Source organism: Streptomyces sp. NPDC012935 (assembly GCF_042900345.1).
Taxonomy (GTDB): domain Bacteria; phylum Actinomycetota; class Actinomycetes; order Streptomycetales; family Streptomycetaceae; genus Streptomyces.
Genome location: NZ_JBIBBC010000007.1, coordinates 343,070 through 368,739 on the forward strand (window position 1 = coordinate 343,070; position 25,670 = coordinate 368,739).

At 71.6% G+C, this 25,670-nt stretch carries 20 protein-coding genes; 16 read left to right on the forward strand and 4 right to left on the reverse strand.

The annotated features are described in order from the left end of the window. Positions 1-29: 29 nt before the first annotated feature. Positions 30-1,046 (reverse strand): LacI family DNA-binding transcriptional regulator, encoded by a 1,017-nt coding sequence (locus tag ACFY5C_RS19985; protein ID WP_389445969.1) that lies wholly within the window; start codon positions 1,044-1,046, stop codon positions 30-32. Positions 1,047-1,402: 356 nt separating this feature from the next. Between ACFY5C_RS19985 and ACFY5C_RS19990 the strand changes: the two genes are divergently transcribed. From ACFY5C_RS19990 to ACFY5C_RS20020, 7 genes are all read left to right on the forward strand, one after another. Continuing rightward, positions 1,403-3,337 carry an acyl-CoA dehydrogenase family protein gene (locus ACFY5C_RS19990; protein WP_362384056.1) on the forward strand — a complete coding sequence of 645 codons (1,935 nt, stop codon included), beginning with the start codon at positions 1,403-1,405 and terminating at the stop codon, positions 3,335-3,337. Between the two features lie 125 nt (positions 3,338-3,462). Then, complete coding sequence (gene dxr, locus ACFY5C_RS19995) at positions 3,463-4,719, forward strand: 1-deoxy-D-xylulose-5-phosphate reductoisomerase (RefSeq protein ID WP_389445971.1); 1,257 nt, start codon at positions 3,463-3,465, stop codon at positions 4,717-4,719. Between the two features lie 8 nt (positions 4,720-4,727). Next, positions 4,728-6,020 (forward strand): M50 family metallopeptidase, encoded by a 1,293-nt coding sequence (locus ACFY5C_RS20000; RefSeq protein WP_389446121.1) that lies wholly within the window; start codon positions 4,728-4,730, stop codon positions 6,018-6,020. Between the two features lie 169 nt (positions 6,021-6,189). After that, a complete protein-coding gene (gene ispG, locus ACFY5C_RS20005) occupies positions 6,190-7,347 on the forward strand; it encodes a flavodoxin-dependent (E)-4-hydroxy-3-methylbut-2-enyl-diphosphate synthase (protein ID WP_383607342.1) in 1,158 nt (385 codons plus the stop codon). Between the two features lie 286 nt (positions 7,348-7,633). Continuing rightward, positions 7,634-8,482, forward strand: coding sequence for a GNAT family N-acetyltransferase (locus ACFY5C_RS20010; RefSeq protein WP_389445974.1), 849 nt, complete (start codon positions 7,634-7,636; stop codon positions 8,480-8,482). Between the two features lie 118 nt (positions 8,483-8,600). After that, positions 8,601-9,167, forward strand: coding sequence for a GNAT family N-acetyltransferase (locus ACFY5C_RS20015; protein WP_389445977.1), 567 nt, complete (start codon positions 8,601-8,603; stop codon positions 9,165-9,167). A 72-nt stretch (positions 9,168-9,239) separates the two neighbouring features. Continuing rightward, positions 9,240-10,943: a proline--tRNA ligase gene (locus tag ACFY5C_RS20020; protein ID WP_389445979.1), complete on the forward strand. Its 1,704-nt coding sequence runs from the start codon at positions 9,240-9,242 to the stop codon at positions 10,941-10,943. 85 nt (positions 10,944-11,028) lie between these two features. On the opposite strand, the gene ACFY5C_RS20025 is transcribed toward ACFY5C_RS20020, so the two are convergent. The 3 genes from ACFY5C_RS20025 to ACFY5C_RS20035 are packed head-to-tail and all read right to left on the reverse strand — an operon-like array spanning position 11,029 to position 12,971. Continuing rightward, the gene (locus ACFY5C_RS20025) at positions 11,029-11,928 is read right to left on the reverse strand and encodes an aminoglycoside phosphotransferase family protein (protein WP_389445981.1); all 900 of its coding nucleotides are present in this window, start codon (positions 11,926-11,928) and stop codon (positions 11,029-11,031) included. 27 nt (positions 11,929-11,955) lie between these two features. Then, the gene (locus ACFY5C_RS20030; RefSeq protein WP_389445983.1) at positions 11,956-12,423 is read right to left on the reverse strand and encodes a ferritin-like domain-containing protein; all 468 of its coding nucleotides are present in this window, start codon (positions 12,421-12,423) and stop codon (positions 11,956-11,958) included. Continuing rightward, positions 12,420-12,971, reverse strand: coding sequence for a hypothetical protein (locus tag ACFY5C_RS20035; protein ID WP_389445986.1), 552 nt, complete (start codon positions 12,969-12,971; stop codon positions 12,420-12,422). Before ACFY5C_RS20035 ends, ACFY5C_RS20030 begins: the two co-directional genes overlap by 4 nt. Positions 12,972-13,193: 222 nt before the next feature. On the opposite strand from ACFY5C_RS20035, the gene rimP reads away from it, so the two are divergent. The 9 genes from rimP (at position 13,194) to ACFY5C_RS20080 (ending at position 25,627) form a co-directional block, all read left to right on the forward strand. Next, complete coding sequence (rimP, locus tag ACFY5C_RS20040; RefSeq protein ID WP_389445989.1) at positions 13,194-13,700, forward strand: ribosome maturation factor RimP; 507 nt, start codon at positions 13,194-13,196, stop codon at positions 13,698-13,700. A 2-nt stretch (positions 13,701-13,702) separates the two neighbouring features. Continuing rightward, positions 13,703-14,689 carry a transcription termination factor NusA gene (gene nusA / locus ACFY5C_RS20045; protein WP_328422777.1) on the forward strand — a complete coding sequence of 329 codons (987 nt, stop codon included), beginning with the start codon at positions 13,703-13,705 and terminating at the stop codon, positions 14,687-14,689. A 102-nt stretch (positions 14,690-14,791) separates the two neighbouring features. Then, complete coding sequence (locus ACFY5C_RS20050) at positions 14,792-15,088, forward strand: YlxR family protein (RefSeq protein WP_369273751.1); 297 nt, start codon at positions 14,792-14,794, stop codon at positions 15,086-15,088. A gap of 147 nt (positions 15,089-15,235) precedes the next feature. Continuing rightward, positions 15,236-18,400 (forward strand): translation initiation factor IF-2, encoded by a 3,165-nt coding sequence (gene infB / locus ACFY5C_RS20055; protein WP_389445991.1) that lies wholly within the window; start codon positions 15,236-15,238, stop codon positions 18,398-18,400. A gap of 333 nt (positions 18,401-18,733) precedes the next feature. Continuing rightward, a complete protein-coding gene (locus ACFY5C_RS20060) occupies positions 18,734-19,030 on the forward strand; it encodes a DUF503 domain-containing protein (RefSeq protein WP_389445994.1) in 297 nt (98 codons plus the stop codon). Between the two features lie 65 nt (positions 19,031-19,095). Continuing rightward, on the forward strand, positions 19,096-19,551 hold the full coding sequence (gene rbfA / locus ACFY5C_RS20065; protein ID WP_389445996.1) for a 30S ribosome-binding factor RbfA: 456 nt from the start codon (positions 19,096-19,098) through the stop codon (positions 19,549-19,551). Continuing rightward, the gene (truB, locus tag ACFY5C_RS20070) at positions 19,548-20,453 is read left to right on the forward strand and encodes a tRNA pseudouridine(55) synthase TruB (protein WP_389445999.1); all 906 of its coding nucleotides are present in this window, start codon (positions 19,548-19,550) and stop codon (positions 20,451-20,453) included. Before rbfA ends, truB begins: the two co-directional genes overlap by 4 nt. A gap of 289 nt (positions 20,454-20,742) precedes the next feature. Beyond that, positions 20,743-24,534, forward strand: coding sequence for a trypsin-like peptidase domain-containing protein (locus ACFY5C_RS20075; protein WP_389446002.1), 3,792 nt, complete (start codon positions 20,743-20,745; stop codon positions 24,532-24,534). Positions 24,535-24,679: 145 nt separating this feature from the next. Next, the gene (locus ACFY5C_RS20080; RefSeq protein ID WP_389446004.1) at positions 24,680-25,627 is read left to right on the forward strand and encodes a bifunctional riboflavin kinase/FAD synthetase; all 948 of its coding nucleotides are present in this window, start codon (positions 24,680-24,682) and stop codon (positions 25,625-25,627) included. Positions 25,628-25,670: the final 43 nt, after the last annotated feature.

Here is a 25,670-nt window from a genome sequence, read left to right on the forward strand (position 1 = left end):
AGCGGTCAGTGGGGGTGGGTGGTGAGGTGTCAGTGGGCGGCGGACGGCGCCGGGCCCGTGCTCGCCCGGACCGTCAACTCGGGTGCGATCAGCAGGACTTCGTCGCTGCCGCGCCCGTCGAGCTTGGCGACCAGCTGCTCCACGGCGTGCCGGCCCATCTCCTGCGCGGGAATGGAGACGGACGTCAGCCGCACCGAGGCCTGGGTGGCCACCTGGTCGGGGCAGATGCCGACCACCGACACGTCCTCGGGCACGGCACGGCCCTGCTGGCGCAGCAGGGCGAGCAGCGGTTCGACCGCCGACTCGTTCTGCACGACGAACCCGGTGGTGCCGGGGCGTTCGTCGAGGATGCGGGCGAGGGTGACGGCCATCGCGTCGTACCCGCCCTCGCACGGCCGGTGCAGCAGCCGGAGCCCCAACTCCCGCGAGCGCAGCCGCAGTCCGTCGAGCGTGCGCTCCGCGAAACCGGTGTGCCGTTCATAGACGGCCGGTGCCTCGCCGATGACAGCGATGTCGCGGTGCCCCAGTGTCGCCAGATGCTCCACGCACAGCGCGCCGGTCGCCTTGAAGTCGAGGTCGACGCAGGTCAGCCCGGAGGTGTCGGCGGGCAGCCCGATCAGCACGGACGGCTGGTGGGTGCCGCGCAGCAGCGGCAGCCGCTCGTCGTCCAGCTGGACGTCCATCAGGATCATCGCGTCGGCGAGCCCGCTGCCGGTGACGCGGCGCACCGCGTCGGGGCCCTCCTCGCCGGTCAGCAGCAGGACGTCGTAGCCGTGCGTGCGGGCCGTGGTGGCCACCGCGATGGCGATCTCCATCATCACCGGCACATACATGTCGGTGCGCAGCGGGATCATCAGCGCGATGATGTTCGATCTGCTGCTGGCCAGGGCACGGGCGCCCGCGTTCGGGTGGTAGCCGAGTTCGCGGATGCTCTGCTCGACCCGGTGCCGGGTGGTCGTGGAGATGGACCGCTTGCCACTGAGGACATAGCTCACCGTGCTCGCCGAGACTCCGGCGTGCTGGGCGACCTCGGCGAGGGTGACCATCCAGCTCTCCAAGCTCTTGTGAAGCGCTTCGACAGTGCGCCGATGCGTACAGGGGGGGGTGTGAGGGTGATGCGACACTAACTCTGGCGAGGCTGGGTGTCCATAGGTTGTCGAAGCGCTTCGACAGCTTTTCTCCCCAGGGGCACCGTCCCTCGAACGGCCCAGTCGCCGCAACACCTCTCACCGTGCACTTCCAGGGGCGCCGACCGCCTGGACACCGGGGCGTACTCCGTCAACATCGGCTGAACGGATGCGCGCAGGGTGGTGGCCCCGCCCGTAATCGGGTACATACGATCGGGTAGCACCCGTCGGTAACCAAACGGCCCATGATCCCGATTCACGGCGAGGTGAGCCTCATGTCCGCAGCACCCACGAAGCCCACTGTCACTGAGCGTGAGGCACGTCAGGTGGCGGAGGAGGCCCGGCAGCAGGACTGGCGCAAGCCCAGCTTCGCCAAGGAACTGTTCCTGGGCCGCTTCCGCCTCGACCTGATCCACCCCCACCCGATGCCCACCGACGAGGCAGCCCAGCGCGGCGAGGAGTTCCTCGCCAAGCTCCGCGACTTCGTCGAGACGAAGGTCGACGGCGCCCTCATCGAGCGCGAGTCCCGCATCCCCGACGACGTGATCGACGGGCTGAAGGAGATCGGCGCCTTCGGCATGAAGATCGACACCAAGTACGGCGGGCTCGGCCTCGGCCAGGTCTACTACAACAAGGCCCTCACCCTGGCCGGCTCGGCGTCCCCCGCGATCGGCGTGCTGCTCTCCGCCCATCAGTCGATCGGCGTACCGCAGCCGCTGAAGTTGTTCGGCACCCCGGAGCAGAAGGAGCGGTTCCTGCCGCGCTGCGCCCGCACCGACATCAGCGCCTTCCTGCTGACCGAGCCCGACGTGGGCTCCGACCCGGCCCGCCTGGCCACCTCCGCGGTACCCGACGGGGACGACTACGTCCTCGACGGGGTCAAGCTGTGGACGACCAACGGCGTGGTCGCCGACCTCCTCGTCGTCATGGCCCGGGTGCCGAAGTCCGAGGGCCACAAGGGCGGCATCACCGCCTTCGTCGTGGAGACCAACTCGCCCGGCATCACCGTCGAGAACCGCAACGCCTTCATGGGCCTGCGCGGCATCGAGAACGGCGTCACCCGCTTCCACCAGGTCCGCGTCCCCGCCGCCAACCGCATCGGCCCCGAGGGCGCCGGCCTGAAGATCGCGCTCACCACGCTGAACACCGGACGGCTGTCCCTGCCCGCGTCCTGTGTCGCCGCCGGCAAATGGTGCCTGAAGATCGCCCGCGAGTGGTCGGCCGCCCGCGAGCAGTGGGGCAAGCCGCTCGCCCACCACGAGGCCGTCGGCTCGAAGATCTCCTTCATCGCGGCCACCACCTTCGCCCTGGAGGCCGTCACCGACCTGGCCTCGCAGATGGCCGACGAGGACCGCAACGACATCCGCATCGAAGGCGCCCTCGCCAAGCTCTACGCCTCCGAGATGGCCTGGACGATCGCCGACGAACTGATCCAGATCCGCGGCGGCCGCGGCTTCGAGACGGCCGAGTCGCTCAGGGCCCGCGGCGAGCGCCCGGTCGCCGCCGAGCAGGTGCTGCGCGACCTGCGCATCAACCGCATCTTCGAGGGCTCGACGGAGATCATGCACCTGCTGATCGCCCGCGAGGCCGTCGACGCCCACCTGTCGGTCGCCGGTGATCTCATCGATCCCGACAAATCCCTCCAGGACAAGGCGAAGGCGGGCGCGAACGCCGGCGTCTTCTACGCCAAGTGGCTGCCGAAGCTGGTCGCCGGCCAGGGGCAACTGCCGTATTCGTACGGCGAGTTCAAACGCGGCGTCGACCTCTCCCCGCACCTTCGCTACGTCGAACGCACGTCCCGCAAACTCGCCCGCTCCACCTTCTACGGCATGTCCCGCTGGCAGGGCCGTATGGAGACCAAGCAGGGCTTCCTGGGCCGGGTCGTCGACATCGGCGCCGAGCTGTTCGCCATGAGCGCGGTGTGCGTGCGCGCCGAGCACCTGCGCGGCCAGGGCGAGCACGGCCGCGAGGCCTACCAGCTCGCCGACGCCTTCTGCCAGCAGGCCCGCCTGCGGATCGAGGAGCTCTTCGGCCGCCTGTGGTCCAACACCGACGACCTCGACCGCAAGGTCGTCAAGGGCGTGATGTCGGGCACGTACGAGTGGCTGGAGCAGGGCATCGTCGACCCGTCGGACGACGGCGCCCCCTGGATCGCCGACGCGACGCCGGGCCCGAGCGAACGGGAGAACGTGCACCGGCCGATCAGGTGACCGACGGTTCGAGGGCCGCAGAAGCCTTGAGGGGTCACTGGCCGCAGTGACCCCTCACCATCCTGTTACCTGCCGGATGGGGATGCCCTGTCCTCCCTGTCAGCCCTTCCGGCCACAATGGGGGAATGAGCGACAGTCCAGCCCCACTCGCCGACCCGCATCTGGTCTACGACCCCGTAGCGGGCGACGGCCCCAAGGACGTGGTGATCCTCGGCTCCACCGGCTCGATCGGCACCCAGGCCATCGACCTCGTGCTGCGCAATCCCGACCGGTTCCGGGTCACCGCCCTGTCCGCCAACGGCGGCCGGGTCGCCCTCCTCGCCGAGCAGGCCTACCGGCTGAAGGCGCGGACCGTCGCGGTCGCCCGCGAGGACGTCGTACCGGCCCTGCGCGAGGCACTCGCCGCCCAGTACGGCACGGGGGAGCCGCTCCCCGAGATCCTGGCCGGCCCGGAGGCCGCCGCCCAGGTCGCCGCCTCCGACTGCCACACCGTCCTGAACGGCATCACCGGCTCCATCGGCCTCGCCCCCACGCTCGCCGCCCTGGAAGCGGGCCGCACGCTCGCGCTCGCCAACAAGGAGTCCCTGATCGTCGGCGGGCCGCTGGTCAAGGCGCTCGCCAAGCCCGGGCAGATCATCCCGGTCGACTCCGAGCACGCGGCCCTGTTCCAGGCGCTGGCGTCCGGGACGCGGGCAGACGTACGGAAGCTGGTCGTCACGGCGTCCGGGGGGCCGTTCCGGGGCCGCTCGAAGGCGGACCTGGCTCAAGTGACCGTCGAGGACGCGCTCGCCCACCCCACCTGGGCCATGGGCCCGGTCATCACGATCAACTCCGCGACCCTGGTCAACAAGGGCCTGGAGGTCATCGAGGCGCACCTCCTCTACGACATTTCCTTCGACCGCATTGAGGTGGTCGTGCATCCCCAGTCGTATGTTCACTCGATGGTTGAGTTCACCGACGGATCCACGATCGCCCAGGCGACGCCCCCCGACATGCGCGGGCCGATCGCCATCGGCCTCGGCTGGCCGGAGCGCATCTCCGACGCCGCGCCGACCTTCGACTGGAGCAAGGCGTCGACGTGGGAGTTCTTCCCGCTCGACAACGACGCCTTCCCCTCGGTCAACCTGGCGCGTCACGTGGGCGAGCTCGCGGGCACGGCACCGGCGGTGTTCAATGCGGCAAACGAGGAGTGCGTGGAGGCCTTCCGGGCCGGCGCACTGCCGTTCAACGGGATCATGGAGACCGTGACCCGGGTGGTGGAGGAGCACGGCAGCCCGCGTGCGGGAACTTCGCTCACCGTCGCGGACGTCCTCGAAGCGGAGACCTGGGCCCGCAGGCGGGCACAGCAACTGGCGGCACACACGGCGGAGGCCCGTGCATGACGACCCTGATGTTCATCCTCGGCATAGTGCTGTTCGCGGTCGGGCTGCTCGCCTCGATCGCCTGGCACGAGCTGGGCCACCTGTCCACGGCCAAGCTGTTCGGCATCCGCGTGCCGCAGTACATGGTCGGCTTCGGCCCCACCATCTGGTCGCGGAACAAGGGCGAGACCGAGTACGGCATCAAGGCGATCCCGTTCGGTGGCTACATCCGCATGATCGGCATGTTCCCGCCGGGACCGGACGGCCGCCTGGAGGCCCGCTCCACATCCCCCTGGCGCGGCATGATCGAGGACGCCCGCTCGGCCGCGTTCGAGGAGCTCAAGCCGGGTGACGAGACCCGCCTCTTCTACACGCGCAAGCCGTGGAAGCGGGTCATCGTGATGTTCGCGGGCCCGTTCATGAACCTCGTTCTCGCGGTGGGCCTGTTCCTCACCGTGCTGATGGGCTTCGGCATCCAGCAGCAGACCACCACCGTCAGCTCGGTCTCCCAGTGCGTCATCGACCAGAAGGAGAACCGCGACGACTGCAAGGCGTCCGACGAGAAGTCCCCGGCCGCCGTCGCGGGCATGAAGGCCGGCGACAGGATCGTCTCCTTCGGCGGGGTGCGCACCGAGGACTGGAACACCCTCTCCGACCTCATCCGCGAAAGCGCCGGCAAGGATGTCCCGATCGTCGTCGACCGCAAGGGCGAGGAACTGACCCTGCACGCGAAGATCGCCACCAACTGGGTCGTGAAGAAGGACGCGAGCGGGGCCTACGTCAAGGACGACTACGTCCAGGCCGGCTTCCTCGGCTTCAGCGCCGCCACCGGCGTCGTCAAACAGGACTTCGGCGACTCGGTGACCTGGATGTCCGACCGGGTCGGCGAGGCCGTCGACTCCCTGATCGCCCTGCCCTCCAAGGTCCCCGCCCTGTGGGACGCGGCCTTCGGCGACGGCGAGCGCGAACCGGACTCCCCGATGGGCATCGTGGGCGCGGCGCGGGTGAGCGGCGAGATCGCGACGCTGGACATCCCGGCGTCGCAGCAGCTGGCCACGTTCGTCTTCCTTCTGGCCGGCTTCAACCTCTCCCTGTTCCTCTTCAACATGCTCCCGCTGCTGCCGCTCGACGGCGGCCATATCGCGGGCGCCCTGTGGGAATCGCTGCGCCGCAACACGGCGAGGGTGCTGCGCCGGCCGGACCCCGGTCCGTTCGATGTGGCGAAGCTGATGCCGGTGGCCTACGTGGTGGCCGGGATCTTCGTCTGCTTCACGCTGCTCGTGCTCGTGGCGGACGTGGTTAACCCAGTCAGAATCTCCTAGTCACATGGAGTTCGAGGCGGCCCGGGATCGTATGTCCCGGGCCGCCTTCCATTGAGTGGGTTTACGGGCCGTGATGTGCTGGGGTGAGGACCGGTGCCGTAATCTCGAAGCCTGGAGCCCGCTGCTGACGGGACCGGATCTTGATCCACGACTTGGGGTTGCACAGCAGATGACTGCGATTTCTCTCGGCATGCCGTCCGTTCCGACCAGGCTCGCCGAGCGCCGGCGGAGCCGCCAGATCCAGGTCGGCACCGTGGCGGTCGGCGGGGACGCGCCGGTCTCGGTCCAGTCGATGACGACGACGCGTACATCCGACATCGGCGCCACTCTCCAGCAGATCGCGGAGCTCACGGCCTCCGGCTGCCAGATCGTGCGCGTGGCCTGCCCGACGCAGGACGACGCGGACGCCCTCGCGACGATCGCCCGCAAGTCCCAGATCCCGGTGATCGCGGACATCCACTTCCAGCCGAAGTACGTCTTCGCGGCGATCGAGGCCGGCTGCGCGGCGGTCCGCGTGAACCCCGGCAACATCAAGCAGTTCGACGACAAGGTCAAGGAGATCGCGCGGGCCGCGAAGGACCACGGCACCCCGATCCGCATCGGCGTCAACGCCGGCTCGCTGGACCGCCGTCTGCTCCAGAAGTACGGCAAGGCGACGCCCGAGGCGCTCGCCGAGTCGGCCCTGTGGGAGGCGTCGCTCTTCGAGGAGCACGACTTCCGGGACATCAAGATCTCGGTCAAGCACAACGACCCGGTCGTCATGGTCGAGGCCTACCGTCAGCTGGCCGCGCAGTGCGACTATCCGCTCCACCTCGGCGTGACCGAGGCGGGCCCGGCGTTCCAGGGCACGATCAAGTCGGCCGTGGCCTTCGGGGCGCTGCTGTCCCAGGGCATCGGCGACACCATCCGGGTCTCCTTGTCGGCTCCGCCGGTCGAGGAGGTCAAGGTGGGCATCCAGATCCTGGAGTCCCTGAACCTCAAGCAGCGCGGCCTGGAGATCGTCTCCTGCCCGTCCTGCGGCCGCGCCCAGGTCGACGTCTACAAGCTCGCCGAGGAGGTCACGGCAGGCCTCACGGGCATGGAGGTCCCGCTCCGCGTGGCCGTCATGGGGTGCGTCGTGAACGGCCCCGGCGAGGCCCGCGAGGCCGACCTCGGCGTCGCCTCCGGCAACGGCAAGGGCCAGATCTTCGTCAAGGGCGAGGTCATCAAGACCGTCCCCGAGTCCAAGATCGTCGAGACCCTCATCGAGGAGGCCATGAAGCTGGCCGAGCAGATGGAGGCGGACGGCGTGGCGAGCGGCGAGCCGTCGGTGGCGGTCGCGGGCTGAGAGGTTCCTCGCCCCCGCCGCCCCGTCCCTGGGGGCCTGCGGCCCCCAGACCCCCGCTTCGGCCTGAACGGCCTCGTCCTCAAACGCCGGACGGGCTGTGGGGGCGCAGGCCCCCAGGGGCGCGGGGAACTGCGCGACCAGCCCCCGACCACCCGCAGCCGCCACCAATGCCCAGCGCCCCGAGCTCATAGGCGCCCGGCTCAGCGGCGCAGCCAAGCGGCGGCGCGGCAAAGCTTCCGCAGGTACAGTGCGGGGACCAGCAGAACCCCAGCGTGAGGCCCCGTACGTGTTGACCCAGACCACCTCACGGGTGCTCGAACCGAGCGACCTGGACGCCGCGCTCGCGATCCTCGACCGTGAGCCGGTCGCGAACGCCTTCGTGACGTCCCGCGTCCAGATCGCCGGCCTCGACCCGTGGCGCCTCGGCGGCGAGATGTGGGGCTGGTACGAGGGCGGCATGCTCACCTCCCTGTGCTACGCGGGCGCCAACCTCGTCCCGATCTGCGCGGGTCCACGAGCGGTACGTGCCTTCGCCGACAGGGCCCGGCGCGCGGGCCGCCGCTGCTCCTCCATCGTCGGCCCCGCCGAATCCACCGCCCAGCTGTGGCGCCTGCTGGAACCCAACTGGGGCCCGGCCCGTGACGTCCGCGCCCACCAGCCCCTGATGGTCACCGACCGCATGCCGACCGGCATCACCCCGGATCCGTACGTCCGCCGCATCCGCAAGGACGAGATGGAGACGATCATGCCGGCGTGCGTGGCGATGTTCACCGAGGAGGTCGGCGTCTCCCCGCTGGCCGGCGACGGCGGCCTCCTCTACCAGGCCCGGGTCGCCGAACTCGTCGGCTCCGGGCGTTCCTTCGCCCGCCTCGACCAGGACGGCAAGGTCGTCTTCAAGGCCGAGATCGGCGCCGCGACGAACAGGGCCTGCCAGATCCAGGGTGTCTGGGTGGCCCCCGAGTACCGGGGCCAGGGCCTCGCCGCCCCCGGCATGGCAGCGGTGCTGCGCTACGCCCTGGCGGACGTCGCCCCAGTGGTGAGCCTCTACGTGAACGACTTCAACACGGCGGCGAGACGGACGTACCACAGGGTGGGCTTCCAGGAGACCGGCGCGTTCATGAGCGTCCTGTTCTGAGGTGCCTTCCCGCCCTCCAGCGGCGGGACAACACCCTTGGGGGCGCGGGGAACTGCGCTTGCAACCACCGACAGCCCGCACCCGAACGACAACCTGTCGTGACCTGTACGCTCCCCACATGCGCCTTCCCGGTCACGCACACCGCCGCCAACCAGACGACATCGTGATCGGCCCCCTGGACCTCGCCACCCACGTCGACGAAGCCCTCGCAGTCCAAGCCGTGGCGTTCGGTCTCGGCCCCGACGAGGTGGCCGTACGCCGCCAGATCGTCCTGCGTCACATGACCTACCCGGGCGCAAGGGCCCTCGGCGCCACCAGCGGCGGGCGCCTCATCGGATTCGTCTACGGCATGCCGAACGACCGCACCCACTGGTGGTCGACCATCGTGGAGCCCTACCTCCGGGCGCAGGGCCACGACGACTGGCTCGACCAGTCCTTCGTCATCACGGAGCTCCACGTCCACCCGGGCTACCAGAACCGGGGCATCGGCCGTTCCCTGATCACCCGGATCACGGACGGCGCGGTCGAACCCCGCTCGATCCTCTCGGCGATCGACGTGGAAAGCCCGGCCCGCGGCCTGTACCGCTCCCTCGGTTACCAGGACCTCGCCCGCCAGGTCCTCTTCCCGAGCGCCCCGAAGCCGTACGCCGTGATGGGCGCCCCGCTCCCGCTCCGCCGCCACTAACCGATTTCCACCGCCGCGTCCCACCCGGCTAACCTCCTGGCATAACCCTTACGCAGCAGGAGTACGGAAACCATGGCGAACGCACCGGTCCAGCGCATGTCCCAGTTGATGGCGAAGACGCTGCGCGACGACCCGGCGGACGCCGAGGTCCTCAGTCACAAGCTGCTCGTCCGCGCCGGCTACGTCCGCCGCACCGCGGCCGGCATCTGGTCGTGGCTGCCCCTCGGCAAGCGGGTCCTCGCCAACGTGGAACGCATCGTCCGCGAGGAGATGGACGCCATCGGCGCCCAGGAAGTGCTGCTTCCCGCGCTGCTGCCGCGTGAGCCGTACGACGCGACGGGCCGCTGGGACGAGTACGGCCAGGAGCTGTTCCGCCTGAAGGACCGCAAGGGCGGCGACTACCTGCTCGGTCCGACCCACGAGGAGATCTTCACCCTGCTGGTGAAGGACCAGGCGTCCTCCTACAAGGACCTGCCGGTCATCCTCTACCAGATCCAGCACAAGTACCGCGACGAGGCCCGCCCGCGGGCCGGCATCCTGCGCGGCCGTGAGTTCCTGATGAAGGACTCGTACTCCTTCGACACCGACGACGAGGGCCTCGGCCAGTCCTACGCCCTGCACCGCCAGGCCTACCAGCGCGTCTTCGAGCGCCTCGGCCTCGACTACCGCATCTGCGCCGCCACCGCGGGCGCCATGGGCGGCTCGAAGTCCGAGGAGTTCCTCGCCCCGGCCGAGGCCGGCGAGGACACCTTCGCCGACTGTCCGAACTGCGACTTCGCGGCGAACACCGAGGCGATCACGTACGAGCTGAAGTCGGTGGACGCCGGCGACGTGCCCGCCCTCGAAGAGATCCCGACCCCCGACACCCCCACCATCGAGACCCTCGCCGCCCACCTCGGCGTCCAGGCCTCGGCCACCCTCAAGAACCTCCTCGTCAAGGTCGACGGCGAGATCGTCGCCGTGGGCGTGCCCGGTCACCGCGAGGTAGACATGGGCAAGGTCGAGGCGCACTTCGCCCCGGCCGTCGTCGAGATGGTCACCGAGGCGGACTTCGCGGGCCGCCCGGACCTGGTCCGCGGCTACGTCGGCCCGCAGGGCCTGGGCGAGAAGGTCAAGTACCTCGCCGACCCGCGCGTTGCCCCCGGCACCTCCTGGATCACCGGCGCCAACAAGGAGGGCATGCACGCGAAGAACGTGGTCGCGGGCCGTGACTTCGAGGTCGACGAGTACGTCGACGTCGTGGTCGTCCAGGAGGGCGACCCCTGCCCGAAGTGCGGCACCGGCCTCAAGCTGGACCGCGCCATCGAGATCGGCCACATCTTCCAGCTGGGCCGCAAGTACGCGGATGCGCTGAAGCTCGACGTCCTCGGCCAGAACGGCAAGCCGGTCCGCGTGACCATGGGCTCGTACGGCATCGGTGTCTCCCGCGCCGTCGCCGCCCTCGCCGAGCAGACCGCCGACGACAAGGGCCTGTGCTGGCCCGCCGAGGTCGCCCCGGCCGACGTGCACGTGGTCGCCGCCGGCAAGGCCCTGCAGACCGAACTCGCCCTCGACGTCTCCGAGAAGCTGTCCGCGGCCGGCCTGCGCGTCCTGTGCGACGACCGCGCCGGTGTCTCGCCGGGCGTCAAGTTCACGGACTCGGAACTGATCGGCGTACCGCAGATCCTGGTCGCCGGGCGGCGCGCCGCCGAGGGCGTCGTCGAGCTCAAGGACCGCAGGACCGGCGAGCGCGAGGAACTGACGGTCGACGAGGCGATCGCCCGCCTCACCGCGTAAGGGCTCTTTGCGGAAGTCCCTCCGTGCGGCTCAAGGCGCCGCACGGAGGGACTTGTGCGCCCTCTCCGGAGCACCCGAACCCGGCTCAGAGCCAGCCGGCGAACTCCAGCAACAGCTCCGCGTCCTGGGCCCGCCCGACCCTTCGCGCCCGCACCCCCGACTCCACGGCCCGGAACAGCGTCCAACCCCGCAACCGTTCCTGGTCCACGTCGAGCGACTCCGCCAGCCGCTTGATCCGCCGCCGAGTCGTCGCCGCCCCCGACGGCGAGGCGATCAGATCCTCCACGCGGTCCCGCACCAACCGCGCCAGATCGAACGCGCACTCACCGACCACCGGATCCGGCCCCACCGCGAGCCAGGGCATCCGCTCCCCGGCCAGCACCTTGCTCTGCCGGAACGTCCCGTGCAGCAACCGCCGCTCGGGCGGCCCGGCCAGCAACTCCTCGCGCGCGACGAGCGCGGCGTCGACCAGGGGGGTCACCTCGGCATCCGTCGCCGCGGTCGCCCGCATCGCGTCGGCCTGCCTGCCGGTCCGCTCGGCGACGGTCTCGAAGGGGTGGTCGCCGGGCGGCTCGACCCACAGCCGCCGCAGCGTCCCCGCCGCCTCCAGCAGCGCCTTCGCCTCGGGCAACGACCGCACCGACACATCCGGGTGCAGCCGCTCCAGCAACAGCTCACCCTCGACCGAGGGCCCGTCGAGCAGTTGTACGGCCCCCATGCCACCCCAGTGCGCCAGCGCCGCCCGCTCGCTCTGCGGACGGGCCCGCGGCGGGGCCAGCTTCAGCACGGCCGGGGTTCCGTCCGGGCGCCGTACCAGCACCACCAGGCTGCTGCGCCCACCGGGCATCTGCACCCGCTCAACGGTCAACTCGCGTAGCGCGACGGCCCGGTGGACCGCCTCCGGCAGCTTCACCAACCAGTCGTCACCATCCGGTGCCGTCTCACCGAGCGCCTTGACCAGACGCTGCGGCGGTTCGAAAGCCATGCGCGAGTAGTTCCCTTCAGATGCGGGTCATGCCGAGGGCATCGGCGAGGCGGACGTCGTGGCCGCCCGCTCGGCGAGCCCAGGGAAGGCTACGCTCTCGCCCCACCAGCGCACCGCCCGCACCGCCGCCTCCCGCAGCGCCTCGGCCGCGGTACCCCGCAGCTCACCCTCGGCCGCCCGCACCAGGTCGGAGTACACCGCGGCCATCCGGTCCTCCAGTCCGGCGGCGAACCGCACGGCCGCGGGCGCGTCCGACACCGGGAACGGCAGCGCGTACGCGGGGCTCGCGGCGACCGGCTCGGCGCCGAGGTCGCGCACCTCACGCGCCAGCGCGTCCCGCCGCGCCCGGTGCGCGTCGTAGGCCGCACGTGCCTCCGAGCGCCGCTCCTGGCTGATCCGGCCACCGACGACGCCGTACCCGTACACCGCCGCGTGCTCGGCGGCCAGCGCCGCCTGCAGAGCCTTCAGCTGCTCCTTCTTGCCGGACTCGCTCACTTGGCCCCCTCGTTCAGCAGATACGCATGTGCCGCCCCCGCCGCTGCCACGGAGGCCAGCAGCCGCGCCAGTTCGCCAGGGACGTCCAGCAGCGCCTTGGCCCGCCGGTCCGCGAGTGCCCGCTCCGTGGCGGCGAGCTCGGCGACGGCCGCCCTCTCGTCGACAGGGACGGCGGCCGACGGCGACCCGGAAGGCGACGGCGACCCGGAAGATGCCGCAGACCCGGAGGGCGACGCGCTGTCCGACGCTTTTCGGCCACCCCCGAACGCCTCCACATGCCGTACGGTCGCCGCCCGCAACGGCCCCAGCAGTTCCGCCAGCACCGGGTGAGCGGCGAGCACCGCGTCGTAGCGCTCGACCAGCCCCTCGCTGTCCCCGGCCGCACGCGCACGTGCCCGCTCGGCGACCGACGGGCTGCCGCTGGTGCCCCCGTCCGAGTCCTCGGAGCCGGAGGAGCAGCCCACCAGCAGCGCGGCTCCGGCGGCCGAAGCGAGCAGGGTTCTTCTGCGCGGTCCCGTCAGGGAGCGCGGCGGCGAGGGGTACGGCACGGCAGACGTCCTCGGGGAACTCGTACGGAAGGCGGCTGTGGAAGCGGTTACAGAAGTCAGCGGGCCGCAGGCCCGTGATCACCGTACCCGCGCAAGCGGACGGCACCACTCATCGGCACCGCTCGTGCGCAGGTGGACGGCAACAGCCCTCGCGACCCGATACCCTTTGACCAGACACGCGACCCATCCCACAACAGCACACGCGGCCGAGGAGTCACCCGGATGAGCACCACCCAGAGCGAGAGGCTGCGAGAACTACTGGAACCGCTCGTCAGCTCTCAGGGCCTGGACCTCGAAGAGATCGCAGTGGACTCCGTCGGACGCAAGCGTGTGCTGCGCGTCGTCGTGGACTCGGACACCGGTGCCGACCTGGACCGGATCGCCGATGTGAGCCGTGCGCTCTCGGCGAAGCTCGACGAGACGGACGCGATGGGCGAGGGGGAGTACACCCTCGAGGTCGGAACCCCCGGCGCGGAGCGCCCCCTCACGGAGCACCGGCACTACGTGCGCGCCGTGGACCGGCTGGTGAAGTTCCAACTGGCCGAGGGCGGTGAGCTGGTGGCCCGGATCCTGAACGTCGACGACGAGGGCCTCGACCTCGAAGTGCCGGGAGTGAAGGGCCGCAAGGCCACCTCCCGCAGACTCGGCTTCGCGGACATCGACAAGGCGCGCGTGCAGGTCGAGTTCAATCGCAAGGACAACAAGGACGAGAAGGAAGAGGAGGCGTAGCCGTGGACATCGACATGAGCGCCCTGCGGGGCTTGGTACGGGAGAAGGAGATCTCCTTCGACCTGCTGGTCGAGGCGATCGAGTCGGCCCTCCTCATCGCCTACCACCGCACCGAGGGAAGCCGCCGCCACGCGCGCGTGGAGCTGAACCGGGAGACCGGCCACGTGACCGTGTGGGCGAAGGAGGACCCCGAGGACCTCGAGGAGGGCCAGGAGGCCCGCGAGTTCGACGACACCCCGTCCGGCTTCGGCCGTATCGCCGCCACCACCGCCAAGCAGGTCATCCTGCAGCGGCTGCGCGACGCCGAGGACGACGCGACGCTCGGCGAGTACGCCGGCCGCGAGGGCGACATCGTCACCGGCGTGGTCCAGCAGGGCCGCGACCCGAAGAACGTCCTCGTGGACATCGGCAAGCTGGAGGCCATCCTGCCGGTGCAGGAGCAGGTCCCGGGCGAGACGTATCCGCACGGCATGCGCATCCGGTCGTACGTCGTGCGCGTGGCGAAGGGCGTCCGCGGCCCGTCCGTGACCCTCTCGCGCACGCACCCGAACCTGGTGAAGAAGCTCTTCGCCCTGGAGGTGCCGGAGATCGCCGACGGGTCCGTCGAGATCGCCGCCATCGCCCGCGAGGCCGGTCACCGCACGAAGATCGCCGTCCGCTCCACCCGCAGCGGCCTGAACGCCAAGGGCGCCTGTATCGGCCCCATGGGCGGCCGGGTGCGCAACGTCATGGGCGAGCTGAACGGCGAGAAGATCGACATCGTCGACTGGTCGGACGACCCGGCCGAGATGGTGGCGAACGCGCTGTCGCCGGCCCGGGTCTCCAAGGTGGAGGTCGTGGACATGGCGGCCCGCTCCGCGCGCGTGACGGTGCCCGACTACCAGCTGTCACTGGCGATCGGCAAGGAAGGGCAGAACGCCCGGCTTGCGGCCCGGCTGACCGGCTGGCGCATCGACATCCGGCCGGACACCGAGCAGGCCGGGGAATAGATCCAAGCCGCAGGCCGCTCAGATTACGTCACGTTATCGCCCGGCAACTGTTCGAATCCTGCCCCAAAGGGGTGAGGTCGCTACGGGGAGGTAGACTTAAGAGTGTCTGGCCGGACACGCGTCCGCGCATGCCCTGAACGCACCTGTGTGGGGTGCCGGGAGCGAGCGGCCAAGGCTGATCTGCTGCGGATCGTGGCGATCAAGGGCGAGTGCGTCCCTGATCCTCGCGGTACGCTGCCCGGCCGGGGTGCGTATGTACACCCCGCTCTGGTCTGTCTCGACCAGGCGGTGCGCCGCCGGGCGTTCACGCGGGCGTTGCGCGCCCCGGGAGCGCTCGACACAAAGGCGTTGCGCCAGTACGTCGAGCAGACAACAGTTGCTGAGCAGGCAACACCGTAAGAAGCGTCGTGCGGAACCCCCGCGCGGCCCAGGTACCCCGCGAGTTGGAAGTAGGTCGAGATTGCGATGAGCACTCGATGAGCACGCGATGAGTACGCCCATGAAGTAGCGACGGTCCGGACGCAACCCGGACCTAAAAGGAGCGAAGTGGCTAAGGTCCGGGTATACGAACTCGCCAAGGAGTTCGGGGTTGAGAGCAAGGTCGTCATGGCCAAGCTCCAAGAACTCGGTGAATTCGTCCGTTCGGCGTCTTCGACCATCGAAGCGCCCGTTGTCCGCAAACTGACGGACGCCCTCCAGCAGGGCAACGGAGGCGGCAAGCCCGCTTCCGCCCGCAAGGCTGCCCCGGCGAAGCCGGCAGCCCCCTCTCCCGCGCAGGCCGCCCGTCCGGCTGCCCCGCGCCCGCCGGCTCCCAAGCCGGCCGCCGCCGAGAAGCCCGCGGCTCCCGCCGCGCCGGCCGCTCCCGGCCCCCGTCCCACCCCGGGCCCGAAGCCCGCGCCGCGGCCCGCCCCGGCGTCCCCGGCTCCGACCACGCCCGAGTTCACGGCGCCTCCGGCGGCTCCTGCCGCCCCCGCCGCCTCTCAGGGCCAGGGTCAGGCCCAGGGCCAGGCCCAGGGCCAGGGTTCCGGACCGCGTCCGGGTGCCCCGCGTCCGGCCGGTCAGGCGCCGCGCCCCGGCGCTCCGCGTCCGGGTGGCCCGGGCCAGGGTGGCCAGGGCCGTGGCGAGCGCGGTGACCGCGGCGACCGTCCCGGCGCTCCGCGTCCGGGTGGCGGTGCCCAGCGTCCCGGCGGTCGTCCGGCAGGTCCCCGTCCGGGCAACAACCCGTTCACCTCTGGTGGCTCCACCGGCATGGCGCGCCCGCAGGCGCCCCGTCCGGGCGGCGCCCCGCGTCCGGGCGGCCCCGGTGCCCCCGGCGGTGCCCCGCGTCCGCAGGGCCAGGGTCAGGGCGGTCCCCGTCCCCAGGCTCCGGGCGGCGCACGTCCCACGCCGGGCGGCATGCCCCGTCCGCAGGGCGGCGGTGCGCGTCCCGGTGGCGGCCCCGGCGGTCCGCGTCCCGGTGGCGGCGGTCCCGGCGGCCCGCGTCCCAACCCCGGCATGATGCCGCAGCGTCCTGCTGCCGGCCCGCGTCCCGGCGGCGGTGGCCCCGGTGGCCGTGGTCCCGGTGGCGGCGGTCGTCCCGGTGGTGGCGGCGGCGGTCGTCCCGGTGGCGGCGGCGGCTTCGCCGGTCGTCCCGGTGGCGGCGGTGGCGGCGGCTTCGCCGGTCGTCCCGGCGGTCCCGGTGGCGGCGGTGGCGGTTTCGCCGGTCGTCCCGGTGGTCCCGGCGGTGGCGGCGGTGGCCGTCCCGGCTTCGGTGGTCGTCCCGGTGGTCCCGGTGGCCGTGGTGGCACGCAGGGTGCCTTCGGCCGTCCCGGCGGTCCCGCTCGTCGTGGCCGTAAGTCGAAGCGGCAGAGGCGCCAGGAGTACGAGGCCATGCAGGCCCCGTCGGTCGGCGGCGTGATGCTGCCTCGCGGCAACGGACAGTCCGTCCGCCTGTCGCGCGGTGCGTCCCTCACCGACTTCGCGGAGAAGATCAACGCCAACCCGGCGTCGCTCGTCGCCGTGATGATGAACCTCGGCGAGATGGTCACTGCCACGCAGTCCGTCTCCGACGAGACCCTCCAGCTGCTCGCCGGCGAGATGAACTACGTCGTCGAGATCGTCAGCCCGGAGGAGGAGGACCGCGAGCTGCTCGAGTCCTTCGACATCGAGTTCGGCGAGGACGAGGGCGGCGAGGAATTCCTCATGCCGCGTCCGCCGGTCGTGACCGTCATGGGTCACGTCGACCACGGTAAGACCCGACTGCTGGACACCATCCGCAAGACGAACGTCGTCGCGGGCGAGGCCGGCGGTATCACGCAGCACATCGGTGCGTACCAGGTCGCCACCCAGGTCAACGACGAAGAGCGCAGGATCACCTTCATCGACACCCCGGGTCACGAGGCGTTCACCGCCATGCGTGCCCGCGGTGCGAAGTCGACCGACATCGCGATCCTGGTCGTCGCGGCCAACGACGGCGTCATGCCGCAGACGGTCGAGGCGCTCAACCACGCCAAGGCGGCCGACGTCCCGATCGTCGTCGCGGTCAACAAGATCGACGTCGAGGGCGCGGACCCGACCAAGGTGCGCGGTCAGCTGACCGAGTACGGCCTGGTGGCCGAGGAGTACGGCGGCGACACGATGTTCGTCGACATCTCCGCCAAGCAGGGCCTCAACATCGAGAGCCTGCTGGAGGCCGTGGTCCTCACCGCGGACGCCTCGCTCGACCTGCGGGCCAACCCGGAGCAGGACGCGCAGGGTATTGCGATCGAGTCCCACCTCGACCGTGGCCGCGGTGCCGTCTCGACGGTCCTGGTCCAGCGCGGCACGCTGCGCATCGGCGACACGATGGTGGTCGGCGACGCGTACGGCCGTGTCCGGGCGATGCTCGACGACAACGGCAACAACGTCGAGGAAGCGGGTCCGTCGACCCCCGTCCTGGTCCTGGGTCTGACCAACGTCCCGGGCGCCGGCGACAACTTCCTGGTCGTCGACGAGGACCGCACGGCGCGTCAGATCGCCGAGAAGCGCGCGGCGCGTGAGCGCAACGCCAACTTCGCCCGCCGGGGTGTCCGGTTCTCCCTGGAGAACCTGGACGAGGCCCTCAAGGCCGGTCTGGTGCAGGAACTCAACCTCATCATCAAGGGCGACGCGTCCGGTTCGGTGGAGGCTCTCGAGTCCTCGCTGCTCCAGCTCGACGTCGGCGAAGAGGTCGACATCCGCGTCCTGCACCGCGGTGTGGGTGCGGTCACCGAGTCGGACATCGACCTGGCGACCGGCTCCGACGCCATCGTCATCGGCTTCAACGTCCGCGCTGCGGGCCGCGCGGCGCAGATGGCGGAGCGCGAGGGTGTCGACGTCCGGTACTACTCGGTGATCTACCAGGCCATCGAGGAGATCGAGGCGGCCCTCAAGGGCATGCTCAAGCCGGAGTACGAGGAGGTCGAGCTCGGCACGGCGGAGATCCGCGAGGTCTTCAAGTCGTCCAAGCTGGGCAACATCGCCGGTGTCCTGGTCCGCTCGGGCGAGGTCAAGCGCAACACCAAGGCGCGCCTCGTCCGCGACGGCAAGGTCATCGCGGAGAGCCTCAACATCTCCGGTCTGCGTCGCTTCAAGGACGACGTCACCGAGATCCGCGAAGGGTTCGAGGGCGGTATCAACCTCGGCAACTTCAACGACATCAAGGTCGACGACGTCATCGCGACGTACGAGATGCGCGAGAAGCCGCGGGCGTAACAGCCGACGGTTCGTGCTGGCCGGCGGGACTTCGGTTCCGCCGGCCAGCGCGCCGTTTGCCGACCGGCACCGAAGCGCTCCGCTGGCCGTGCCGCGATGTGCCGTCGTTCGTCTGCGGCACCATCGCGGCTGGTCGCGCAGTTCCCCGCGCCCCTTCAGGGCGCTGCCGAACCGCGGCGGACTTCGCCCGAACTGCTTGAGGGCGGGCGCGAGGGTCTACGGAGCGTAATATCCGTCGATCGTCCCGGCCCCTTCGTTGTACGGTTCTGATGTCCCTGCCTCACGGATGGCAGGGCCATCGATCCCGTACCGGCGGGTGAACCGGTTACACACATGTATGTGGGGACGCTGTCCTTCGACCTCCTCCTCGGCGACGTACGGTCGCTGAAGGAGAAGCGCTCCGTCGTCCGCCCGATCGTCGCCGAACTCCAGCGCAAGTACGCGGTGAGCGCGGCCGAGGTGGACCACATGGACCTCTATCGGCGGGCCGGGATCGGTCTGGCCGTGGTGTCCGGCGACGCCGGCCACCTCACCGACGTACTGGACCGGTGCGAACGGCTGGTCGCCGGCCGTCCGGAAGTGGATCTGCTGTCGGTACGGCGGCGCCTCCACGGCGACCACGACGACTGACGACCACGACGACTGACGACCACCAGCCAAAGAACGTAGAAGAAGAAAGAACGGGAGACGGACCAGTGGCCGACAACGCGCGGGCGAAGAAGCTGGCGGACCTCATCCGAGAGGTGGTGGCCCAGAAGCTGCAGCGCGGGATCAAGGACCCGCGGCTCGGCTCACACGTCACCATCACGGACACCCGCGTCACGGGCGATCTGCGGGAGGCGACCGTCTTCTACACCGTGTACGGGGACGACGAGGAGCGGACGGCCGCGGCCGCCGGACTGGAGAGCGCCAAGGGCGTGCTCCGCTCGGCCGTCGGGGCGGCCGCGGGCGTGAAGTTCACGCCGACCCTCACCTTCGTCGCCGACGCCCTCCCGGACACCGCCCGGACCATCGAGGACCTCCTCGACAAGGCCCGGCAGTCCGACGAGAAGGTGCGCGAGGTGTCCGCGGGCGCGAACTACGCCGGTGAGGCGGACCCGTACCGCAAGCCGGGCTCCGAGGACGAGACGGACGGCGACACCGCGGAATGACGCAGAAGCACACCACGCCCGACGGCCTTGTCATCGTCGACAAGCCGTCGGGCTTCACTTCGCACGACGTGGTCGCCAAGATGCGCGGCATCGCCCGCACCCGCCGCGTCGGGCACGCCGGCACCCTCGACCCCATGGCGACGGGCGTCCTCGTCCTCGGCGTCGAGAAGGCGACCAAACTGCTCGGTCATCTGGCCCTGACCGAGAAGGAGTACCTCGGCACCGTCCGCCTCGGCCAGACCACGATCACCGACGACGCCGAGGGCGAGATCACGGCGTCGGCCGACGCCTCGAAGGTCACCCGCGAGGCCATCGACGCCGGGATCGCCAAGCTGACCGGCGAGATCATGCAGGTCCCCTCGAAGGTCAGCGCCATCAAGATCGACGGGGTGCGCTCCTACAAGCGGGCGCGCGACGGCGAGGAATTCGAGATTCCGGCGCGGTCGGTCACCGTCTCGTCCTTCTCGGTCCACGACGTGCGTGACGCCGTCGCCGACGACGGCACCGCCGTCCTCGACCTGGTCGTGTCGGTGGTCTGCTCCTCCGGCACCTACATCCGCGCCCTGGCCCGCGACCTCGGCGCCGACCTGGGCGTCGGCGGCCACCTCACGGCGCTGCGCCGCACCCGCGTCGGCCCGTACAAGCTGGACTCCGCCAAGACGCTGGAGCAGCTGCAGCAGGACCTGACGGTGATGCCGATCGCCGAGGCCGCCACGGCCGCCTTCCCGCGCTGGGACGTCGACGCGCGGCGCGCCCGACTGCTGACGAACGGGGTCCGCCTCGACATGCCCGACGAGTACGCGGGCGCCGGCCCCGTGGCCGTCTTCGCCCCCGAGGGCCGCTTCCTGGCGCTCGTGGAGCAGCACAAGGGCAAGGCCAAGAGCCTGGCCGTCTTCGGCTGAGGAGCCGTCTCACGGGCGCGCCGCTTGCCGGTGTCTGCCCGTGGAGCGGCGGTCACGGGGTAGTCCTCAGCCCGCCGCTCCACGGTCCCCCCTCGGTTCCCCCACCCCTAGGGTGTATCCAACGACCCCTGCCTGTTCACCCGTCCGTGCAGGCGCTCGGAGTGAACCGAGGGAGCGGAAGGGGGCGCGTTCGCCGAGCGATCTTTCCCGCTGATCACTTCGCGCCTACCGTCGAAAAAACAGGGCGTGGGCGTATGGGCGTGTGGACGCACGGCGGGGAGGTTCGACGATGGCGGGACGAGGCCCCGGGGCGGGCGGCGACCGCCGGATGCCGGAGGGGACGCGGACGGCGGAGGACGCGTGGGGTACGCGAGATGCCATCCGGGGCGTTCGGGGCCTGGGGGAGGCATCGGGTCCGTGGAGCACCACGGACGATCTGCCCGGCATCGGCCTGACCGACACGGACGCCGGCAGCCACGGCCCGCAGGGCAGCGGCTCCTGCGCCGGCGAACGCCCGGACGGCGACGGGTTGGGCGCCCGTCCCCGCGACGATGCCCTGGTCCGCATTCACGACCCGGCCGGCCGGCCCCGCGGCCTCGGGTTCGTGGCCGACCACCACGGCACGGTCGTCACCGGCCACGAGGTCGTCGACGGTCTGCCCGGGCTGGTCCTGTACACCGCCCTGGGCGACCGGCGCTGTGTGGTGGACGCAACCGCGGTGACCCCGCTGCCGGACCTGGCCCTGGCTCTCGTACGCACCGAGGGGCTGGGGGTGGAGCCGTTGCCCGTGACCGTGCGGGAGCGGATCGAGACCGGCGCGTACGTCCGGATCGCGGCCGGCGGCTGGCGGGAGGCCCGGGTGCTGGGCGCGGTGGCAGCGACGTACACGGCGACGGACCGTCTCCATCTCCTCGACGAGGCCCTGGAGTTGGCGATCGGCACGGCCGGCCGGGACGCTCTGCGGCTGGGCGGAGGGGCGGCAGGGGGGCCGGTGCTCGACGCCGGGACCGGCGCGGTCGTGGGCGTCCTCGGCACGGCACTGCAATCCGGCCACCGCGACGCCGTCTTCGCGGTACCGCTGCTCCCACAGGCTCTCGGCCGCGCGCGGGCCGCGGAGACCGGCGTCCCGTCCGAGAGCCCGCTGGCCGAGCTGCTCGCGCGCAACGCGGCGACCGTGCCGGCGTACGGGGCCGACCTCAACCTTGCGGGCGTACTGGAGCTGACGGCCACATCGGTCGGGCAGGACGGTCCGCCCGGGGCACTGGCGGGCCAGGCGGCCCGGGACGACGCCGGGGGAGCGGGGGCGGTGGCCCCGGTCGAACGGGCCGCGACGGCGGGGGAGTTCAGTGCCTTCGCCGCGAGCCGGGCGTCCGTGCTCGGCCTGGTCGGGCGTCCCGGCAGCGGCCGTACCACGGAACTCGCGGCGCTGGCCGCCCGCCGCAGCCGCGGCCCGCAACCGGCCCCCACACTGTGGCTGCGCGGCGCCGACCTGCGGGACGACGACGCGTCGGTGGCCGACGCCGCGCGACGGGCACTGACCCGGGCGGCCCGCATCGTGGCGGCATCGGTGTCGGCAACAGCGTCGGCGCCCGCCCCGGGGCAGTACGCCGCCGACCCCAGCACCCTGGGCGACACGAGCCCCGAACGGCTGGCCCACCTCGCCCGCACCACCGGCCGCCCCCTCCTGCTCCTCCTGGACGGTCCGGAGGAGATGCCCCCCGTCCTGGCCCACGGCCTCACGGAGTGGACCGAGGGCACGGCGGAGTGGCTGCGGGAGACGGGCGCACGGCTGGTGGTGGCGTGCAGGGCGGAGTACTGGGAGGGGGCGGGCGCCGAGTTCCCGCAGGAGTTGTTGTACGGCTTCGGCGAGCGGCCGGAGTCCGGGAGCTCCGGGCGGTTCCCGCCCTGCGTGCGGCTCGACGACCTCACCCCCGACGAGGCCCGCCGGGCCCGCGCCGGCTACGGCATCCCGGACGGCGTCCTCGCCGCACCCGATGCCCGACACCCCCTCACCCTCCGCCTTTTCTCCGAGGTACGCGCCGCCCTGCCCGACGCCCCTGCCGTCCCGGTCGACCGCGACGACATCCTCTGCGCCCACCTCGACCTCATGTGCCTGCGCATCGCCGTCCGCCTCGCCGCCGAGAACGGCCTGCGCGGCACCGCCGTACGCCACCTCGCCGCCAAGGTCTCCGGCCAGGTCCACGAGGCCGCCCGCCGCAGCCTCGGACCGGGCCAGGGGGAGCTGGACCGGGAATCGTTCGAGGCGGTGTTCCCCTGGGGGACCGCCCCCGCGCGGCTCGGCGGCGCCACCGGCTGGGCCTCCGCCGTCCTCACCGAAGGCCTCCTGGTCCCGGCAGGCAACGGCTACCGCTTCGCCCATGAGGAAGTCGCCGACTGGATCCAGGGCATGCACCTCGACCTGGACGAGGCCCTGTACGCCCTGGTCCACCGGAGCCGCACCCACCCCGACGCCGCCCACCCCCTCCCCGTACCGCACCACCGCATCGGCCCCGTCGTCCAAGCCCTTCTGCTGCTCCCACGGCACCACGGGCACCGTCAACTCGCGCTCCGGCTGGAGGAGTTGGCGGACGCGCTGGAGGCCGACCGGCGCTGCTGGTGGGCCGCCCGGCTCATCACCGAGACCCTGCTGCGCGTCCCGGACGCGACGCCGTACCTGGACGTACTGCGCCTCCTCACCGACCGGATCGTCGCCCGGCGCGGGCACGACCTCGCCGCGCCGCCCGAGTTCGGCCCCGGCTTCTGGACCGCGCTGCCGCTCCCGGACGGGGAGCGCCTCGACCTGCTGCGCCGCCTCGTCCTCGCCGACGGCCCGCCGAGCGACGCGGAGGAAGCCCTGAACCCCGGGCGAGCCCGGCCCCGGTACCTGGACGCGGTGGCGCGGCTCCTCGCCGCCGACCCTGCCGCCGTACAACCCCACCTCATCCGATGGTTCGACGACGACCGCCCACTGCCCGCGACCCCGCACGCGACCGTCGCCCACGCCGCCCAGGCCCTGCTCCACACGCACCGCCACCGAGCCCTCGACGACCTCACCGAAACCCTCGTCGCCAGCGCGCACCGCAAGGCCGACGAACTCCTCGCCGTCCTGTCCGAGGAGGAACCCTCCGCGATCTGCCGGGCCGTCGACCGCTGGGCGCACGACGAGCGGCCCGCGCGACGCGTCGCGGCGGCGGCGTACGGACTGCGCGTCGCGCCTCACGCGCGCACCGAGGCCGACCGCGACCTGCTCCGCTACGCCGCCCTCGCCCTGCTCGCCCGGCCCGACGACTGCACCCTGCACGGCGGCGCGCTCGCCGTCCTCGTACGGGACCCACGCACGCGTGGCCTGCATCTCCCGCAGGCGCTGGCGCACTTCGTGGCAGCCGACCCGCAGTTCCCGCCAGGCGCCCTGGCCGCCGCCCTCGCGACCCACCCCGAACAGGTCCTCGAAGCCTTCCGGGCACGGCTGAGCCGGCCCGACGCCAAAGAGGCGCTGGGCACCCTCGCCGACCTCACCACCCCCGGCCTCGCCCGCCGGGTCGCCGCGCTCGTACGAGAGGCGGCCCAGCGGCGCCCCGAGACCGCCGTGGACGTGGCCGCGTACGTCGACCGGCGCCTCGACCACGGCCCCGGTGCCCGCGCTGTCCTCTTCCCACTGGTCACCGGCCTGCTGGACGGCGGCACGGAACAGGTGCGGGCCGCCCTGGCCGCCGTACTCGCCGCTCCCGGTACGCCCGACTCCCGGGCCCTGCGGTGCGAGCTCCTGGATTTCCTCCTCGCCCACGAACACGCCCCGGCCGTCCTCGACGCCCTCCTGCACGCCGCCGTCCGGCGCGGTGGTGACCGCCCGGGCCACGGCCTGCGCGACCTCGTCCACCACATCGGCATGCTCCTGGTCCGCACCCAGGACGGCGCGGCCCGCTTCGACCGTGGCCTGGTCGACCTGTGCCGCCACGTACCCGGCTTCGCCGCCCGGGTCGCCGCCTGGCTGACCGCCACCCCGCAGGACTGGGCGGCGGTGGTGGGCCCGAGTACTCGCCGGATGATCGAGAACCTGGCCGGTGTCCGAGTCCCCGCATGAATCCCGGGTTGTCACGTGCACCCGGTCACAGCACCCATGCCGATGCGGGCCAACAGGGCCCGGCATGGCACCCTTAGACCTGCGTAAGACCGTATGAGCGAAGACGGACACGGGTTCGACGACTTTGCGACAAGGAGCAGGCACAGTGCAGCGCTGGCGTGGCTTGGAGGACATCCCCCAGGACTGGGGGCGCAGCGTCGTCACCATCGGCTCCTACGACGGAGTCCACCGCGGGCACCAGCTGATCATCCGGCACGCCGTGGACCGTGCCCGTGAGCTGGGCGTCCCCGCGGTCGTCGTCACCTTCGACCCGCACCCCAGCGAGGTCGTCCGCCCAGGCAGCCACCCGCCCCTGCTGGCCCCGCACCACCGCCGCGCCGACCTCATGGCCGAGCTGGGCGTGGACGCGGTGCTGATCCTCCCCTTCACGACCGAGTTCTCGAAGCTGTCGCCGGCCGACTTCGTCGTCAAGGTCCTGGTCGACAAGCTGCACGCCAAGGCGGTCGTCGAGGGCCCGAACTTCCGCTTCGGACACCGAGCCGCGGGAAACGTCGAGTTCCTCGCCGAGCAGGGCAAGATCTACGACTACGAGGTCGAGGTCGTCGACCTGTACGTGACCGGCGAGGCCGGCGGCGGCGAGCCCTTCTCCTCCACCCTGACCAGGCGCCTGGTCGCCCAGGGCGACGTCGAGGGCGCCGCAGAGATCCTGGGCCGGCCTCACCGCGTGGAGGGCGTGGTCGTGCGCGGGGCGCAGCGCGGCCGTGAGCTGGGCTTCCCCACCGCCAACGTGGAGACCCTGCCGCACACCGCCATCCCCGCCGACGGCGTCTACGCCGGCTGGCTGCACGCCCAGGGCGAGGCGATGCCGGCGGCGATCTCCGTCGGCACGAACCCGCAGTTCGACGGGACCGAGCGCACGGTCGAGGCGTACGCGATCGACCGCGTCGGCCTGGACCTGTACGGCCTGCACGTCGCCGTCGACTTCCTCGCCTTCGTCCGCGGTCAGGCGAAGTTCGAGTCGCTGGAGGGCCTGCTGGAGCAGATGGCCGAGGACGTCAAGCGCTGCCGCGAGCTGGTGGCGGCCGCCGAGTAGCCACTCCTACGACGCCGAAGGGCGGCCGGTACCTCAGGGGTAC

Bases quoted from the DNA above. Each gene is read 5' to 3' on its own strand.
- truB (WP_389445999.1), top strand. From the start codon at position 19,548: ATGACGCAGAAGCACACCACGCCCGACGGCCTTGTCATCGTCGACAAG.
- ACFY5C_RS20060 (WP_389445994.1), top strand. From the start codon at position 18,734: ATGTATGTGGGGACGCTGTCCTTCGACCTCCTCCTCGGCGACGTACGG.
- ACFY5C_RS20020 (WP_389445979.1), top strand. From the start codon at position 9,240: ATGGCGAACGCACCGGTCCAGCGCATGTCCCAGTTGATGGCGAAGACG.
- ACFY5C_RS20000 (WP_389446121.1), top strand. From the start codon at position 4,728: ATGTTCATCCTCGGCATAGTGCTGTTCGCGGTCGGGCTGCTCGCCTCG.
- ACFY5C_RS20015 (WP_389445977.1), top strand. From the start codon at position 8,601: ATGCGCCTTCCCGGTCACGCACACCGCCGCCAACCAGACGACATCGTG.
- dxr (WP_389445971.1), top strand. From the start codon at position 3,463: ATGAGCGACAGTCCAGCCCCACTCGCCGACCCGCATCTGGTCTACGAC.
- ACFY5C_RS19985 (WP_389445969.1), bottom strand. From the start codon at position 1,046: ATGGTCACCCTCGCCGAGGTCGCCCAGCACGCCGGAGTCTCGGCGAGC.
- ACFY5C_RS19990 (WP_362384056.1), top strand. From the start codon at position 1,403: ATGTCCGCAGCACCCACGAAGCCCACTGTCACTGAGCGTGAGGCACGT.
- rimP (WP_389445989.1), top strand. From the start codon at position 13,194: ATGAGCACCACCCAGAGCGAGAGGCTGCGAGAACTACTGGAACCGCTC.
- ACFY5C_RS20075 (WP_389446002.1), top strand. From the start codon at position 20,743: ATGGCGGGACGAGGCCCCGGGGCGGGCGGCGACCGCCGGATGCCGGAG.
- ACFY5C_RS20025 (WP_389445981.1), bottom strand. From the start codon at position 11,928: ATGGCTTTCGAACCGCCGCAGCGTCTGGTCAAGGCGCTCGGTGAGACG.
- ispG (WP_383607342.1), top strand. From the start codon at position 6,190: ATGACTGCGATTTCTCTCGGCATGCCGTCCGTTCCGACCAGGCTCGCC.